The sequence below is a fragment of the Chloroflexus sp. MS-CIW-1 genome, from assembly GCF_030444705.1.
GTDB lineage: Bacteria > Chloroflexota > Chloroflexia > Chloroflexales > Chloroflexaceae > Chloroflexus.
In genome coordinates, this window is the sequence record NZ_JAUBWR010000001.1 from 2,197,338 (window position 1) to 2,214,072 (window position 16,735).

The following is a 16,735-nucleotide window of genomic DNA, read 5'->3' on the forward strand; positions in this document are numbered from 1 at the left end:
ATCTTGTTGCAGGAGAAGGTAGGATCGGTTCACGAGCGTCCACCTATCGTTGAATGGCAACAGTTGTCCCGGAAGGGCGCAGTGCTGCTGTGCCTCTACGGTGCCTGCGCGCCAATGACATTCTGGGGCGATGATCATCGGCGCACAGCAGCGTCATCCCGCTCGTCAGGGTACATCTGTCGGAGTACCGCCATACTCGTCCAACAGAGCACGCACCGTAGAAGAAGAAGGGATTATGTCAACGCTTTTTCCGTCTCGCGGTCGAAGATGTGCATCTTCTCCATATCGAATACCACTTCTATCGTATGGCCGGTGCGGGCGCTCGAGCGTGGATCGAAACGACCGATAAACTCTTTGCCGCTGTTTTCAACGTAGGCGTAGATTTCTGATCCCATTGGCTCGACGACGTTGACGGCGGCACGGACTTTCGCCCGCTCATCAACGCCACGCGGTACGAAGTGGGCATCGTGCAGGTCTTCAGGGCGAATGCCGAAATAGACGGTCTTCCCAACGTGGCTGCTCACGTGATCGAGCTTGCTGGATGGTACCGGCAGCACAAACTCTTTCCCTACAACAACACTGACACCGCCATCAGTCCGCTCAAGACGCGCCTCAAAGAAGTTCATCGCCGGGCTACCGATAAAGCCGGCTACGAACATGTTCGCCGGATGGTCGTAAAGGTTCTGAGGCGTGTCAATCTGCTGCAAGATACCGTCACGCATCACCGCAATGCGCGACCCCATCGTCATGGCCTCGGTCTGGTCGTGAGTTACATAGATGAACGTCGTTTTGAGGCGCTGGTGAAGTTTGCTGATCTCGGCGCGGGTCTGCACACGCAGCTTGGCATCAAGGTTCGAGAGCGGTTCGTCCATCAAGAAGACGGCGGGATCGCGCACGATAGCCCGTCCCAACGCCACACGCTGGCGCTGACCACCGGAGAGTGCCTTGGGCTTACGGTCGAGCAAGTGGCCGATGCTGAGCATTTCCGCCGCTTCTTTGACACGCCGGTCAATTTCGGCTTTGGGCACACGGCGCAGTTTGAGACCAAACGCCATGTTGTCGTAGACGCTCATGTGGGGGTAAAGTGCATACGACTGGAAGACCATCGCAATGTCGCGGTCTTTGGGGGGCACATCGGTCACATCACGGTCGCCGATGAAGATGCGACCTTCGGTAATCTCTTCTAGGCCGGCTAGGCAGCGGAGAGCGGTTGACTTACCGCATCCTGATGGGCCAACCAGCACCAGAAACTCACCGTCGGCAATGTCGAGATCGAGATTCTTGAGGACGGTTACGTCGCCGAAGCGCTTCCAGACGTGATCGAACTTAATCGAGGCCATGCGATTTCTCCTTTTCCAAAAATATATGCTCAACCGCTCATCGGTGAGGGGGCAGCGGTCGAGTGACGGATCATCAGACGCAACGGGAGTAGAGTGACTGTCGGCACCTGGCGCCGTTCGATCTGCGCGATCAGATGGCGAGCTACGGTCATACCAAGTTCGCGCCGTGGGGCGCGCAGCGTTGTAAGCGGAGGATAGGTATGGGCCGCCAGCGGGAGATCGTCACAACCAACAACTGAGACATGCACGCCGACGGTCAGACCGGCGTCGCGAATAGCGTGCATTGCACCGAAAGCAAGGGTATCGGAAGCGGCCAGCACTGCGGTCGGCGGATGACGCAGTGTCAGCAACTCCTGCATCGCCGCAACCCCATCGGTCTCACTACTCCCGGCTTCGATAACCAATGCCGCATCACGACGCAGCCCTGCGGCATGGAGAGCATGAACGTAACCGCTATAGAACGGTTCGCTGATGGAAAGATGAGAAGTAAAGTTGATCAGGGCAATGCGGCGATGACCCAAGCGGGTAAGGTGATGGATGGCCTGCTCGGCGCCGTTACGCAGATCGAAGCCGACAACCGGACAAGCGACACCCGATGTTGGTGAACCAATTGCAATCACCGGTACCCCCGCTTCCGTCAGCAGTGATGGCCGCTCATCGTCGCGACGAAGATCAACGATGATCAGACCGTCAACCCGCCCGCTGCGCACGAGACGCAGCGCCAGCTCCTCTTCCGATTCGGTAGCCGTCGGGGCAGCGATCAACAGACAATACCCGGCAGCAGTTGCTGCTTCACTGACCCCAGCCAGCATTTCGGCGGTTCCTGGATCAGCCAGGCGTCCGGCAATGCCAGGGGCAACCACGCCGATGGTATGCGAACGGGTGCGGAGGGCGCGGGCACTATGGTTCGGTTGATAGCCCAGCTCGGCAACAGCCGCAAGGACACGGGCACGGGTTGCTTCGCTCACCACACCGGTGCCGTTCAGGACATACGAGACGGTTGCGGTTGAGACTTGTGCACGGCGGGCAACATCTTTGATCGTAGCCACGGCCCTAGTCTCCGTAGTTAAACGATTAAGCGGTTAAACGATTAAGCAGAGTATATCACCCGATCTGATGATTGTCAAGCGGTATACAGACAAAGTAGGGCTTTTCAATGTTTTCAGCTTCGGGTTATCTTCGCTGACCGAATTACGCAACAATGGCAGAGACACCGACGAACATCACGTACCTGCCAATAGCAATACCCCCACGCCGATACCTGGGAGTGCGGGCCTCCGGCCCGCACCCGCCAGTGTGCCACTCCCCCCAGATGAATGTTGTCCATGCGCTCACGACGATCCCCGACCTGCGTAGTCACAGCGTCCGCCACTATCCACTCTTCAGCCTACTCGCCATCGTGCTGCGTGCGGCCATGCACCCCCCCGCTTGCGGGGGGGGGACTGGGGGGTAAGCAGGATTGCGGTGCGCACGATGCCCGCCGGAGAACGGGAGCGGGTGCTGGCCCTCCTGGAAGCGTGCCAGCTCGCGGGCACAGTCATCAGCGCCGATGCCGGTCTGGTGCATCCACGCGGCGACCTCAGCCTGTATCTGGGACAAGCGCGTGCCTGGCCTGGCGCGCAGTAGTCGGGAGGGTTGGGTTTGAAACTCGCCTCCGATGGCGTCCTACTGCGCCGGTCGATGCCGTCCTGCCACCCCCCTCACACCCTGCGGACCGGCGGTCCGCGCACCCAGGTGGTCGTCGGTGTCGCTCCGCTGGTGTATCGTCCGGTCATCGACGGTGACCGAAAGCAGAACTCTGCAAAGCCCCAGGTTAGGGGGGAGAACCGCGCCAAGCTTCCTTCGTTTATAATGCACCTATATACCAGCTTCGCATGCGAACGTTACAGCGTGGGGCGCCGTATGATGAAGTGTTGGCAGCTTACTGCTCTGGTCGTGGTACTTGGGTGGGTGCTGTGGAGTACACCCGCATCAACTACTGCCCAACCATCAGCCAGCCTGACCGGCATTGTGACCTATCGCGAGCGGGTACTTCTGCCGGCTGATGCGCTGGTTGTGCTACAAATTGCCGAAGTCACGCCTGCCGGGACCGGCGGACGGGTTATCGTCGAGCAGACATTCGCAACCGGTGGCGCCCAACCTCCGTTTCGCTTTAACCTTCGCTACGATCCGTCAGTGATCGATGCCGGTCGTGTCTACACGCTGCAAGGGCGTATTCTGTCAGGTGGACGCACACTGTTTACGACCGCCAATCTTATTCCGGTCATTACAGGCAATGCACCGCGGAGCGATATTCAGGTCGTGATGGGCGCCGTGCGCGGAGCGACCCTCCCACCTGCCGGTAGTGAACTCTGGTTAGTTGGAGTGGCTCTTATACTGGGCGGCATTGGGAGCGCAATTCATATGATACGATCAATCTGGCGGATGCGTGGAGTAACATACCGGTAGCACGGAGGACAGCATGTCGAACATAACCATCGAACTCGCGTTTCAGCCATCACCGCAAAACGGAGCCAGTCCAGCAGTGGTAGACGCTATCGGACGACAGATAGTGTCAAACCTGATGCGACAAAACCAGCATATCACGCCAGTCTACGATGGGGCGCGAGGAGGTAGCCTGTATCAGTGGCTGGTCGAAACTGCCCAGGCCGCACAGCCACTGCTTCCGCTCGCAACACTAGCGCTAACCGTTGCCCAACTCTTGAACGAGGTACGAAAGCTCAAGCGTGAAACTGACCGCTCCGCCGGTTCACCACCGGTCGTTGTAGTTGTGTCTTATAGTGACCATGCACGTGTACTCCCACCCGACAGCGATCAAGCGCTACTGGAACAGTTGTTGAGTGAAACATTACCTGACCCGATTGAACCAGCCTCTTTGAGGATTGAAGTTCAGGTCGGTGCACCATCCCCGCCAACCCTACCCTGGAAATAGGTTGATATACTGCTGCGATTCAGGTACAATATCAGCAATTTGCTGGCCTGAAGCGTATATCACCAACTACCGTCTACGTATGACCAAACGCGCTCTCGTCATTGGAGTCAACCGGCCAGAACGCGATTTGACTTTCACCGCTCTCCGCAGCGCTGAACGTGATGCGAATGATCTGGCGAGCGCACTGCATGACTGCGGCTTCCAGGTGCAATCGCTGATCGGATCAGAAGCGACGACGGCTGCCATCCGCAAGGCTGTCGCCGGATTGCGACGGCAGGCTAATGGTGAGAGTGATCTCTTCATCGCCTTTTCTGGTCACGGGGCCTGGATTCCGGTGGCTGGACACCCCGATGGTACGACCTTCCTGGTCAGTGCCGATTACGAGAGCGAGACTGCTACCAGCGACCCTAACTACTACCTCTCCCTCGACTGGTGGTACACTCAGTTGCTCGCCTGGGATAAGCCGCGCAGTGTGGTGCTGGTGCTCGATTGCTGCTTCGCCGGTAATGTCGCACAGGCTGCCGAGCGGCGATCTATCGGCGATGCGATTGAACAGCACTTTCGCGGCGTCAACGTTCCAACCGGACGCCTGCGGGCGTATCTAGCGGCAACTGTACCGGGCGAGAAAGCCTATGAAGATGACCGTGGCGGGTGGTTGACGCAGAGAGTGGTGGCGTGTCTGCGCGATAAAGACTGTTCCGCTGATGGGATGCTCACCGTGCCGGTGTTGATCGATGCGGTGAAAAAGCAACACTCCGCACATTTCCATCCCTTCGCCGAGTACAGAGGCGATTGTCACTGGGTGCTTGCCGATCACCGCGAAGCCCGGCGAGTGGCACGGGAGAAGCAGCAGGCTGAGCAACGGCGCGCCGAGGCGCAACAGCGACTCAAACGCTGGCAGTCACCGCACAGCAGTGCTCGCCGCAACGAGCTGCTGCACGGCTTCGTCGGCAGAGTGGAAGAATTAGCGCAACTGTCGGATGAAATCGAAAAGCTGCGTGCCAGCGGTGGCTATTTGCTGGTGACCGGCGTCGCTGGCCAGGGCAAGAGCAGCATCCTGGCCAAACTGATCAAACACCGCGAGCCTGAACCAACCCCCGCCTACTTCATCCGCTTCACTCCTGGGCCTTCGGAACAGGCTGCGCTGCTCGGCCATCTGATCGCCGAACTGCTGACCCTGGCCGAGCGCGAGGACGATGCGCCGACCTACCTGCCCGACGGCGACAATGTGGTGGCATTGCGCAACAGTTTTGAGACGCTGCTGAGCAATCTCGCCGCCGAACGTCCGTTGACGCTGGTGATTGACGGGCTAGACCAGATTGAACCCGATCAGAGGATCGGACAGCGCGATCTGAGCTTCCTGCCCGAACAGCTCCCATCCAACGTAGTATTGGTGATCGGTACCCGTCCTGACGACACACTGACGCCGCTCAAACTACGCACCCCGCACTGCGAATATTGCCTGCCACCACTGAGCGAAGCCGACTTTGGCGAGCTGCTGCGTGATCGCGGCGTGACGCTCAGCGCGCATGAGCAATCGGAACTCTACCATGCGCTGCACGGTAATGCCTTCGACCTGGCCTACCTTGTGCAGGAGATACGCCAGACACCGGACACCGACATCGCCGCGCTGCTCCAACGGGTAATTGTCAACCCACGCGACCTGTTCACGCCAACGCTGGAACGGTTGAAGCTCGACTGGAACCTGTGGGAAAGGGTGCTGCGTCCCCTGCTGGGTATCTTGCTGGTGGCCCAGGAACCGCTCAGCCGCAATGCGCTGCGCGAGATTCTTAACGTCTCTCAGGATCGTATCCAAACCGCGATTGAGCGCCTGGGGGGCCTGCTCGGTGTGCGCGATGTACAGGGACAACCGAGGTACGGCTTGATCCACCTGAAACTGATCGACTACCTGCGCACGCATACGTTCGCCGCTGACGAACTGATCCCTAGGCATGCCCAGATCGCAGTGTGGTGCAGTCGTGATCTGGCACATCTCTGGCAACCAACAACCGATCTTGCCGAACAGGAACGGCGCATCTACGGGCAAACCCACCTGGTCACACACCTGGTAGCTGCGCAGCAATATGACGACGTCTGGAAACTGCTGGACGATGACGAGTACGGCGCAGCGAAGCGGCGTGCCGACCCCAGCCTGCGGGCGTACATTGCCGACCTTGACCGGGTGCGGCAGGCAATGGCAGATGCGTCGAATCGCAACCGGCAGCAGATTGCAGTATGGCTGGCGCGGGTCTGGCGCTACAGCCTGCTGCGGGTCAGCCTGACGAGCAGCGTTGACCGGTGGCCGACGGAACTGTTCACCGCGCTGGTAGCGTTGGGGCAGGGCACCGAAGCGCGTGATCGGGCCGAGTTGCTAAGCGATCCGCGAAAACGGGCAACAGTGCTGACCGCAGTGGGGCGGGCGTTGCTAGAACGCGACGCTGCCGGCGGCCTGGCGGCGCTCCGTCGCGCCCGCGCCGCCACTGAGGCGATTGCCGACCCCCGCGAGCGCGCCGAGGCCCTGGGCGAGCTGGCGCAGGCGCTGGCGGCAGCGGGCGATGACGCCGCAGCCCAACAGACCTTCACCGCCGCCCGGCAGAGCGCCGAGGCGATTGCCGACCCTGACGAGAGCGCCTGGGTTCTGCGCGAGCTGGCGCAGGCGCTGGCGGCAGCGGGCGATGACGCCGCAGCCCAACAGACCTTCGCCGCCGCCCGGCAGAGCGCCGAGGCGATTGCCGACCCTGACGAGCGCGCCTGGGCCCTGGGTAAGCTGGCGCAGGCGCTGGCGGCAGCGGGGCAGTGGGTGGACGCCCGGCAGAGCGTCGAGGCGATTGCCGACCCTGACGAGTACGCCTGGGCCCTAGGTAAGCTGGCGCAGGCGCTGGCGGCAGCGGGGCAGTGGACGGACGCCCAGCAGACTGCCGATGCGATTGCCGACCCTGACGAGCGCGCCTGGGCCCTAGGTAAGCTGGCGCAGGCGCTGGCGCACGCGGGGCAGTGGGTGGACGCCCGGCAGACTGCCGATGCGATTGCCGACCCTGACGAGCGCGCCTGGGCCCTAGGTAAGCTGGCGCAGGCGCTGGCGGCAGCGGGTGATGACGTAGCAGCCCGACAGACCTTCGCCGCCGCCCGGCAGAGCGCCGAGGCGATTGCCGACCCTGACGAGCGCGCCTGGGCCCTGCGCGAGCTGGCGCAGGCGCTGGCGGCAGCGGGCGATGACGCCGCAGCCCAACAGACCTTCGCCGCCGCCCGGCAGAGCGCCGAGGCGATTGCCGACCCTGACGAGCGCGCCTGGGCCCTGGGTAAGCTGGCGCAGGCGCTGGCGGCAGCGGGGCAGTGGGTGGACGCCCGGCAGAGCGCCGATGCGATTGCCGACCCCTCTTGGCGCGCCTGGGCCCTGGGCGAGCTGGCGCAGGCGCTGGCGGCAGCGGGGCAGTGGGTGGACGCCCGGCAGAGCGCCGATGCGATTGCCGACCCCTCTTGGCGCGCCGTGGCCCTGCGCGCCCTGGCGCGGGCGCTGGCGCACGCGGGGCAGTGGGAGGACGCCCGGCAGACTGCCGATGCGATTGCCGACCCCGAAAAGCGCGCCGTGGCCCTGGGCGAGCTGGCGCAGGCGCTGGCGGCAGCGGGTGATGACGTAGCAGCCCGACAGACCTTCGCCGCCGCCCGGCAGAGCGCCAAGGCGATTGCCGACCCCTCTTGGCGCGCCGAGGCCCTGCGCGCCCTGGCGCAGGCGCTGGCGGCAGCGGGGCAGTGGACGGACGCCCGGCAGACTGCCGATGCGATTGCCGATACCGGAAAGCGCGCCGAGGCCCTGCGCGCCCTGGCGCAGGCGCTGGCGCACGCGGGGCAGTGGGCGGATGCCCGGCAGACCGCCGATGCGATTGCCAATACCGGAAAGCGCGCCGAGGCCCTGCGCGCCCTGGCGCAGGCGCTGGCGCACGCGGGGCAGTGGGCGGATGCCCAACAGACCTTCGCCGCCGCCCGGCAGAGCGCCGATGCGATTGCCGACCCCTCTTGGCGCGCCGTGGCCCTGCGCGCCCTGGCGCGGGCGCTGGCGCGCGCGGGGCAGTGGGAGGACGCCCGGCAGACTGCCGATGCGATTGCCGACCCCGAAAAGCGCGCCGTGGCCCTGGGCGAGCTGGCGCAGGCGCTGGCGGCAGCGGGCGATGACGCCGCAGCCCGACAGACCTTCGCCGCCGCCCGGCAGACTGCCGATGCGATTGCCGACCCCGAAAAGCGCGCCGTGGCCCTGGGCGAGCTGGCGCAGGCGCTGGCGCACGCGGGGCAGTGGGCGGATGCCCAACAGACCTTCGCCGCCGCCCGGCAGAGCGCCGCGGCGATTGCCGACCCCTCTTGGCGCGCCGAGGCCCTGCGCGCCCTGGCGCAGGCGCTGGCGCACGCGGGGCAGTGGGCGGATGCCCGGCAGACCGCCGATGCGATTGCCGATACCGGAAAGCGCGCCGAGGCCCTGCGCGCCCTGGCGCAGGCGCTGGCGCACGCGGGGCAGTGGGCGGATGCCCAACAGACCTTCGCCGCCGCCCGGCAGACCGCCGCAGCGATTGACCCCTTATCTACGCGCCGAGGCCCTGCGCGCCCTGGCGCAGGCGCTGGCGCACGCGGGGCAGTGGGCGGATGCCCAACAGACCTTCGCCGCCGCCCGGCAGACCGCCGCAGCGATTGACTCCCCTTATCTACGCGCCGAGGCCCTGCGCGCCCTGGCGCAGGCGCTGGCGGCAGCGGGCGATGACGTAGCAGCCCGACAGACCTTCGCCGCCGCCCGGCAGAGCGCCGAGGCGATTGCCGATACCGGAAAGCGCGCCAAGGCCCTGCGCGCCCTGGCGCAGGCGTTGATCCGCGCCGGTCAGATTGATGACGCCATGGCGCTGCTGGTCAGCGCATGGGCGCAGGCGCAAACTGTTAATGAGCTGACGACACTGTTTGTGGTTGATAGCTCGTTGCTGCGCACGTATCCGACGCTAGGCGGCGATCTGCTGGCAGCGTTTGGCTGGGTGGAGCAGGTGGTGCGTACCGCTTGATCCATCGCGTGCGCTGTTCACACCCTCGGCGCGTAAGTGGATTCTGGCTGTTGATTTCAGTCAGTTCACAAACCATCTCAGCCGCGATGAGTAGTAGCCGGCAGCGCCGGACTCTACCTACTCCATCTTCCCTCTCATTTCTACCCCGCTATGCTCGTTTCACTCCGCTGCAGATTCTGGTATCATCAGAGCGGGTTCTGATCGAGTACGGAGCCGGACTCTAGCTTGACTTCTAGTACGCGATAGTGTAGCATGGTGCTCACGGAAAACACCATGCGCACAGGGAAAGCCGCAACACTCCTTGGTGTCTCGGTCAAGACGTTGCAGCGTTGGGAACGCGAAGGAAGGCTGATTCCGGTGGCCCGAACGGACAGCAACCGCCGTCTCTCCCCTGAGACGCAGATCCGTGAGTTCATCGGTTTGCGGCAGGCGAACCATGCGCCACCCACGCTGGTCGCCTCCTGTCGGGTATCGAGTGCAGCACAGCAGCCGGACCTGGCGAATCAGCGCAACGTGCTGGAAGAGGTCGTGGTGGCGAAGGGATTGGCGGGGGTCGAGTGTATCGAGGAAGTGGGCGGCGGGTTGAACGTCACGCGCAAGCGGTTTCTGGCCCGTATGGACGAGATCGGGTGACGGGACGTCACGATGCTGATCCTCGCGCACCGGGACCGCCTCACCCGGTTCGGCGTTGCGTGGTTCGAACATGACGCCAAAACCCATGGCTGCGCAGTGCTGGTGCTCACCCAGGAACGGCTGTCTCCCGAACCGGAAATGGTGCACGACGTGATGACCATCGTGCACGGTTGTTCGTCTCGGCGATACGGTGTGAGGAACGATCGAAAGCAGGTGGATGCAGCGCTGAAACAGGATGCACATGGCGTCAAAAAGGCCCAACCATGCAACGAACCCACAAGATCGCTCTTTGTCCGACTCCTGAGCAGGTGGATTACTTCAAGCGTGCCTGCGGCACGGCCCGGCGCGTCTGGAACTGGGCGCTCAATGAATGGAACAAACAATACGCAGCAGGCGGCAAGCCGAACGCAATGGCGCTCAAAAAGCAGTTCAACGCCATCAAATACACCGACCCACAGTGGCTCGACGAAAACGGACGGCCTTGGTTGCGAGACATTCACCGGGACGCACACGCCCAGCCGTTTGCCCATCTCGCCAAAGCCTGGGAACGGTTCTTCGCTGACCTCAAGGCTGGCAAAGAGGCGCACGCACCGCGCTTCAAGAAAAAGGGGCGCTGCCGCGACAGCTTGTATGTTGCCAACGACAAGTTCCGTCTGGACGGCAAGACGATCCGCCTACCCAAGATCGGCGACGTCGCCATGAACGAGGAACTGCGCTTCAAAGGAAAGATACTGGGCGCGACGGTCTCGCGCACGGCGGATCGTTGGTTTGTGGCAATACAGGTCGAAGTGCCCGATGCGCAATGCTATCGGCGTCGCACGTCGCACGAGGTCAACGGCGTCGACCTGGGCATCAAGGCTGCCGCAACGATCTCCAGCGGTGAAGTCGTTGAGGCGCCCAGGCCGCTCAACGCAGCGCTGCGCCGCCTGAAAATCCGTAGTCGGCGCCTCAGCCGCAAGCTGGAAGCCGCCAAGAAGGCAGCAGGATGTGAACGCCGTGCCCGCCTGCCCAAAGGAACGCGCCTACCGGTATCGAACAACCGGCGAACGTCCGCTGCGACATTGGCAAGGCTGCATGCCCGCCTTGCCAATCTCCGAGCGGATTTCACCCACAAGCTCACGACTCGACTCTGCTGCGAAAACCAAGCGGTAGTGATCGAGGATGTAAACGTCAAGGGGATGCTCGCGAACGAGAAGCTCGCTCGCGCCATCTCTGACGTGGGTTTTGGGATGTTGCGCTCGCAGTTGGAATACAAGGCGAAACGCTACGGAACGCGGTTGGGTATTGCTGATCGCTGGTATCCAAGGAGCCGACTGTGCTCCATGTGTGGCTGGAAAAACGAGGCGCTGACGTTGAGCGATCGAAAATGGGTGTGTGCGCAATGTGGCGCGCACCATGACCGTGACCTCAATGCGGCGCGGAACCTGAAACGGCTGGCAACCGAAACTGCCCTACCCGTGGCGAGTCCGACCAGTAATGGCGGCGCTGCGGGGACCGTCCCCGCCGCAGCCGGGAAAGTCACGCCTGTCAGAGACGACGGTGGTCATCAAGACACGTCGGGGCAGGAAGAGAACCGTGCGCACCTTTGCGCACTTTCTTGATAGCAGATGGTCATGCAGCACACGATCCACAGTCCATCTGGGAGCGCAACCTTTGATGCGCACGGCCAGGTGATGTTTACGTATGAGGGACGTCCGGTGTTGATCTGTAGGGGGGTGGTTGCCCAAGCCTATGGCGCCGATATTCCGGTTATTGGGGTGACAAACGTTGATGTGAGTGAACGTCAGGCCCGCATTCACTATGCAACTGCCCACCCAGACATCGTGTTTCGCCTGGTGATTGAGAGTACACCTACTGGCTTTCGGCTGAGCTGGTCTGGACCGCCCCGCTTGCCCGCTCTGCGGGTAGAGTGGCAGCTTGATCCAGGCCGGCCATGGTACGGCATGGGTGAACGAGTGATTCAGCATTGGCCGCTCGACAGTGGAACGGTGCTCTCGGACCCGTTCGAGCCAACAGACCATGGACGAGACGGGACGCTCAATATCGTGACTCCGTTCTGGCTGAATGCCGCTGGCGCCGCCTTGCTGCTCGAAGAGGGTGAGGGTGAGCTGGCAGTGATGATGAATCGTGATGGTGATGGTTTGCTACGCATCACGGCCCGCGAAGCTGCGCCACCGCCCACCTTGGGCTTCGACGAACGCTATGCCGCCCCCGGCCCAGAACTGGTCGGTCATGTCATTCTGGCAGCGCATGCCCCGGCAGCGTTTGCGTCTGCTTTGCCACTACTGGGGCGACCGACTGCGGCCCCACCGCTCGAGCTATTTGCGCGACCGATCTGGACGACTTGGGCGCAGTACAAAATGGCGGTAACTCAGCGCGATGTGATAGATTTCGCCACCCAAATCGTGGCGCGTGGCTATCCCTACTCGGTGCTCGAGATTGATGATCGCTGGCAGCGTGGTTATGGGGCGTATGTGTTCGATCCGCAGAAGTTTCCCGATCCACGCGGCATGGTTGATGAATTGCACGCTGCCGGTTTCAAGGTGACGCTGTGGACACCGGTCTTTTTTGATCCGCGTGATCCGGCCTTTGCGGTCGCGGCCCGACGCGGCTATCTGATCCGCCATCCTGCTAATAATTCACCGTACCTGGTGCGCTGGTGGCAAGGCTACGGTGGTGTGCTCGATCTTACCAATCCAGAAGCGGTGGCCTGGTGGCTGAGTGAATTGCGCTCGTTGCAGGCTGAAACCGGCGTTGATGGCTTCAAGTTTGATGCTGGGGAAGCCAATTTCATCCCACCTGACGCCATCTGTTATGTGCGTGAGCCGCGTCGTCGGTATGCCGACCGCTATACCGAGTTTGTCGCCGATCACTTTGCTTATGCCGAGGTACGGGTCGGTTGGCGTAGCCAGCGGCGCGGTCTCCTCTTCCGTGAATGGGACAAATGGAGTCGCTGGGGCATCGATAACGGTCTGCACAGTGTGCTCACCCAAGCGTTGACCCTGAGCATCTGCGGTTTCCCGTTCGTGTTGCCGGATATGATTGGCGGTAATGCCTACCAGGGTGAAGTGCCCAATGGCGAGTTGATGGTTCGTTGGACGCAGTTGTGCGCGCTGTTGCCCACTATGCAGTTTAGCATCCCGCCGTGGCAGTACGGGAGCGAGGTTGATGCGATCTGCCGCCAATACGCCCAACTCCACGTTCATCTGGCGCCGTACCTGGCAACGCTCATCGAGGAGAATCTGCGTGATGGTATACCATTAGTTCGTCCGCTCTTCTGGCATGCTCCGTCAGATCGCGATGCGCTCTCCTGTGATGACCAGTTTCTCCTTGGAGCGCGCTACCTGGTTGCGCCGGTCGTGCAGCCTGGTCGGCGACAGCGCGATGTGTATCTGCCAGATGGTGTCTGGCGTGACTACTGGAGCGGCGTTATCCATCAGGGTCCGGTGCGATTAGCTAACGTACCGGCGCCGCTCGAGCGTCTACCGTTGTTTGAGCGGGTGGAGGGCTAACATGAATCGTACTGTTCGCGTCACCCGTCACGGCATCGAACTTGATGGCCGACCATGGTATCTTCTCGCCGGCTGTATTCACTATATGCGCTGGCCGTGCGCTGAATGGCGACCGTTGCTCGAACAGGCGCGCTGGGCAGGTCTCAACACAATTGATACGGTCATTCCCTGGAATCGACACGAGCCGCAACCCGGCGAATTCGATTTTAGTGATGAAGCCGATCTGGGTGCGTTCCTCGATCTCTGCCACGAGCTGGGATTGAAGGTGATTGTGCGTCCCGGCCCGTACATCTGCGCCGAGTGGGAAAACGGCGGTTTACCGGCCTGGCTGACCGCAAGTGGTCATCTGCATCTGCGCACCGATGATCCGGCCTTCCGCGATGCGGTCTTGCGTTGGTTCGATGTGCTGATGCCGATCCTCGTGCCGCGCCAACACACCCGTGGCGGGCCGATTATTCTCTGCCAGATCGAGAATGAGCACTGGGCGTCGGGAGTGTATGGCGCCGATGGTCATCAGCAGACTCTGGCTCAGGCTGCGCTCGAACGAGGCATTGAAGTGCCGCAATACACCTGTATGGGCGCAATGCCGAACAATCCAGAGTTTCGCAACGGTTGGAGTGGCATTGCCGAGAAGCTGGTACAGACCCGCCAGCTCTGGCCTGACAACCCGATGATTGTTTCGGAATTGTGGAGTGGTTGGTTCGACAATTGGGGCGGGGCACGTCAGAACCGAAAAACAGCGGCTAAGCTCGATATGACGCTTCACCAACTGACCGCAGTCGGTTGCGCTGGGTTTAGCCATTGGATGTGGGCCGGCGGAACCAACTTTGGCTTTTGGGGTGGACGCACCGTCGGCGGCGATCTGATCCACATGACAACCAGCTATGACTACGATGCACCGGTTGATGAGTATGGTCGGCTGACGGCCAAGGCCCTGGTTGCCCGTCGTCATCACCTTTTTCTGAGCTGTTTCGGGGCCGAACTTTCTGCTGTGCTGGCCGATGCTGTCCCCGGTGGCATAACAATCATCGCTCCACCGACTATCGCTGGTCGTAGTGAGGGCGGTGTACAGCCATACCGTACTGTCCGTGCTTCACCAGACGCACCACCTGCCTGGCGCGACGTCTGCGCGACGTTCCTGAGCAATCCCAGCCTCGAAGCCGTCACCTATGAAGTCTTTCTACCCAGCGGTGATCATCTGAGTGTCGAAGTTGAACCGACCAGTATACGGCCAATCTTCGCCAACCTGCCACTTGGCGAGAGTGGAATTAGCGTCGTTGCTCATACCGGACGTATTCTCGGATACTGGCCCGATCAGGGCACCCTCGTGATCTACGGTCGTGAAGGTGAACAGGGCAAACTGATCCTCCACTTGCCTGAGCCGCCGGTAGGCATCAACGCTGCCGATGCTGGTCTCACTGCCCGCGTGCAGGTGCGTGAACAGACCTTGCAGATCGATTACTGGATTACTGCCGAAGGGCGACGGATTGAGGTCGCATGGGAAGATCATGCCTTTCTAATCGAGTTGTTGCCACAGACACTGGCCGAGCGCTACGGTAGTCAACCGCTCCCACCGCCGCAACCATTACGGCGGACCATACTCCCTACACGCACGTTTGCTGTTGTGGAAGCAACCGATGATACCGGTTGGCAGCCGATCCCCGCCCCGGCGCCGCTCGAACAGCTCGGCTGCCCTTACGGCTATGGCTGGTACCGGGCCGAGCTTGAGCTGGCGACGCCACTGAATACGACCCTGGCTGCACCTGAGCTGAGCGACCGCGCCCTGGTACTGATCAACGGCGAGTTTGTCGGCGTGCTAGGCCTGCATCCAAACGGCCCCCGCTACACGCTACCACTAAGCCTTCCTGCGGGTCGTCATGATCTACGACTGCTGGTTGATAATCTGGGCCGCTTCAACTACGGCCTAGGTCTGGGGGAACGGAAAGGGCTACTCGCGCCTCTCTATCTTGACGGCAACCAGATCGACATTTCCGACGGTTGGGCAGCCTACTGGCAAGAGGTGCAATTCGCTGGTGAAGCGGTTGCCAACATCAAACCCTGGGTAGCTCGTCCAGATGCGACAGCCGTTCACCTCGGACGGTTTGCCTGGACCGGGCCGATGGTCTGGCTCATTCGTCCTATTGAGATTCTAGCCGGTAAGCGCTATCGCGTCCACATCACCGGTGATCGCAACTCAGGTGCCTTCTTCGTCAACGGGATTGCGGTTGAGCGGTTCAGTCGGCATCGCAGTGGCGGATTCATCAGCGCCGACATTACGCATCTGCTGCAACCGGGAATCAACACCCTGGCGTTGCAAATCCTCAACTACGCCGGGGCACCATGGCGGGCCACGTTGATCAGTTACGATGACGACCGGCCACTACCGGCACAGTGGAGCTTTCGCGCAGGAGTCACTGTCAGCGAGCAACCGGCGCCGCCAACCGGTCCGGCTTTCGTACAGGCAGTTTTTGCTCGCGCAGATCTGCCTTCGACCATACAACGCCTGGCATTACGTCCCGGTACGCTCGACAAAGGCTGCATCTGGCTCAACGGCCAAAACTGTGGTCGCTTTTGGCAAATCGGTCCGCAAGAGGAGTACAAACTGCCGATCTCGTGGTTAAACGCGCACAACGAACTCTTACTCTTCGTCGAGCAGTCCCGCACCGGTACAGTTGAACTGGTGTATGAAGAGAAGGCGTAGGGTCGTTTACGCCGCAACTGGGCGGGTTGAACACCCGCCCCGACGGGGAAAACCTATCCTAACTGGGCGGGTTGAACACCCGTCCCGACGGGGAAAACCTATCCTAACTGGGCGGGTTGAACACCCGCCCCGACGGGGAAAACCTATCCCAATGGGTGGGTTGAAAACCTATCCCAATGGGCAGGTTGAACACCCGCCCCGACGGGGAAAACCCATCCTAACTGGGCGGGTTGAAAACCCGCCCCTACGGGGAAAACCTATTCTAACTGGGCAGGTTGAACACCCGCCCCGACGGGGAAAACCTATTCTAACTGGGCAGGTTGAACACCCGCCCCGACGGGGAAAACCCATTCTAACTGGGCAGGTTGAACACCCGCCCCGACGGGGAAAACCCATTCTAACTGGGCAGGTTGAACACCCGCCCCTACGGGGAAAACCCATTCTAACTGGGCGGGTTGAACACCCGCCCCGACGGGGAAAACCTATTCTAACTGGGCAGGTTGAACACCCGCCCCGACGGGGAAAACCTATTCTAACTGGGCAGGTTGAACACCCGCCCCGACGGGGAAAACCTATTCTAA

8 protein-coding genes and 1 pseudogene are annotated in these 16,735 nt (G+C 61.7%); 7 read left to right on the forward strand and 2 right to left on the reverse strand.

What is annotated here, in order from left to right:
* Positions 1 to 233 precede the first annotated feature (233 nt).
* Entirely contained in the window at positions 234 to 1,340 is a 1,107-nt protein-coding gene (locus QTO31_RS08860) for an ABC transporter ATP-binding protein (protein WP_301428807.1), read from the reverse strand.
* Positions 1,341 to 1,369: 29 nt separating this feature from the next.
* A complete protein-coding gene (locus QTO31_RS08865) occupies positions 1,370 to 2,389 on the reverse strand; it encodes a LacI family DNA-binding transcriptional regulator (RefSeq protein WP_301428808.1) in 1,020 nt (339 codons plus the stop codon).
* A gap of 853 nt (positions 2,390 to 3,242) precedes the next feature.
* Here QTO31_RS08865 and QTO31_RS08870 point away from each other — a divergent pair.
* From QTO31_RS08870 to QTO31_RS08900, 7 genes and pseudogenes are all read left to right on the forward strand, one after another.
* Positions 3,243 to 3,788, forward strand: a complete 546-nt coding sequence (locus tag QTO31_RS08870; RefSeq protein ID WP_301428809.1) for a YbaY family lipoprotein — start codon at positions 3,243 to 3,245, stop codon at positions 3,786 to 3,788.
* 13 nt (positions 3,789 to 3,801) lie between these two features.
* On the forward strand, positions 3,802 to 4,272 hold the full coding sequence (locus QTO31_RS08875) for a hypothetical protein (RefSeq protein ID WP_301428810.1): 471 nt from the start codon (positions 3,802 to 3,804) through the stop codon (positions 4,270 to 4,272).
* 79 nt (positions 4,273 to 4,351) lie between these two features.
* Positions 4,352 to 8,953, forward strand: a complete 4,602-nt coding sequence (locus QTO31_RS08880) for a caspase family protein (RefSeq protein WP_301428811.1) — start codon at positions 4,352 to 4,354, stop codon at positions 8,951 to 8,953.
* A gap of 607 nt (positions 8,954 to 9,560) precedes the next feature.
* Positions 9,561 to 10,190 (forward strand): annotated as a pseudogene (locus tag QTO31_RS19285) (IS607 family transposase); the annotation flags it as partial.
* 14 nt (positions 10,191 to 10,204) lie between these two features.
* Positions 10,205 to 11,542, forward strand: coding sequence for an RNA-guided endonuclease InsQ/TnpB family protein (locus QTO31_RS08890; protein WP_301428813.1), 1,338 nt, complete (start codon positions 10,205 to 10,207; stop codon positions 11,540 to 11,542).
* Between the two features lie 12 nt (positions 11,543 to 11,554).
* Positions 11,555 to 13,453, forward strand: a complete 1,899-nt coding sequence (locus tag QTO31_RS08895) for a glycoside hydrolase family 31 protein (RefSeq protein ID WP_301428814.1) — start codon at positions 11,555 to 11,557, stop codon at positions 13,451 to 13,453.
* Between the two features lies 1 nt (position 13,454).
* Positions 13,455 to 16,154, forward strand: coding sequence for a beta-galactosidase (locus QTO31_RS08900; RefSeq protein ID WP_301428815.1), 2,700 nt, complete (start codon positions 13,455 to 13,457; stop codon positions 16,152 to 16,154).
* The last annotated feature ends 581 nt before the right edge of the window (positions 16,155 to 16,735 follow it).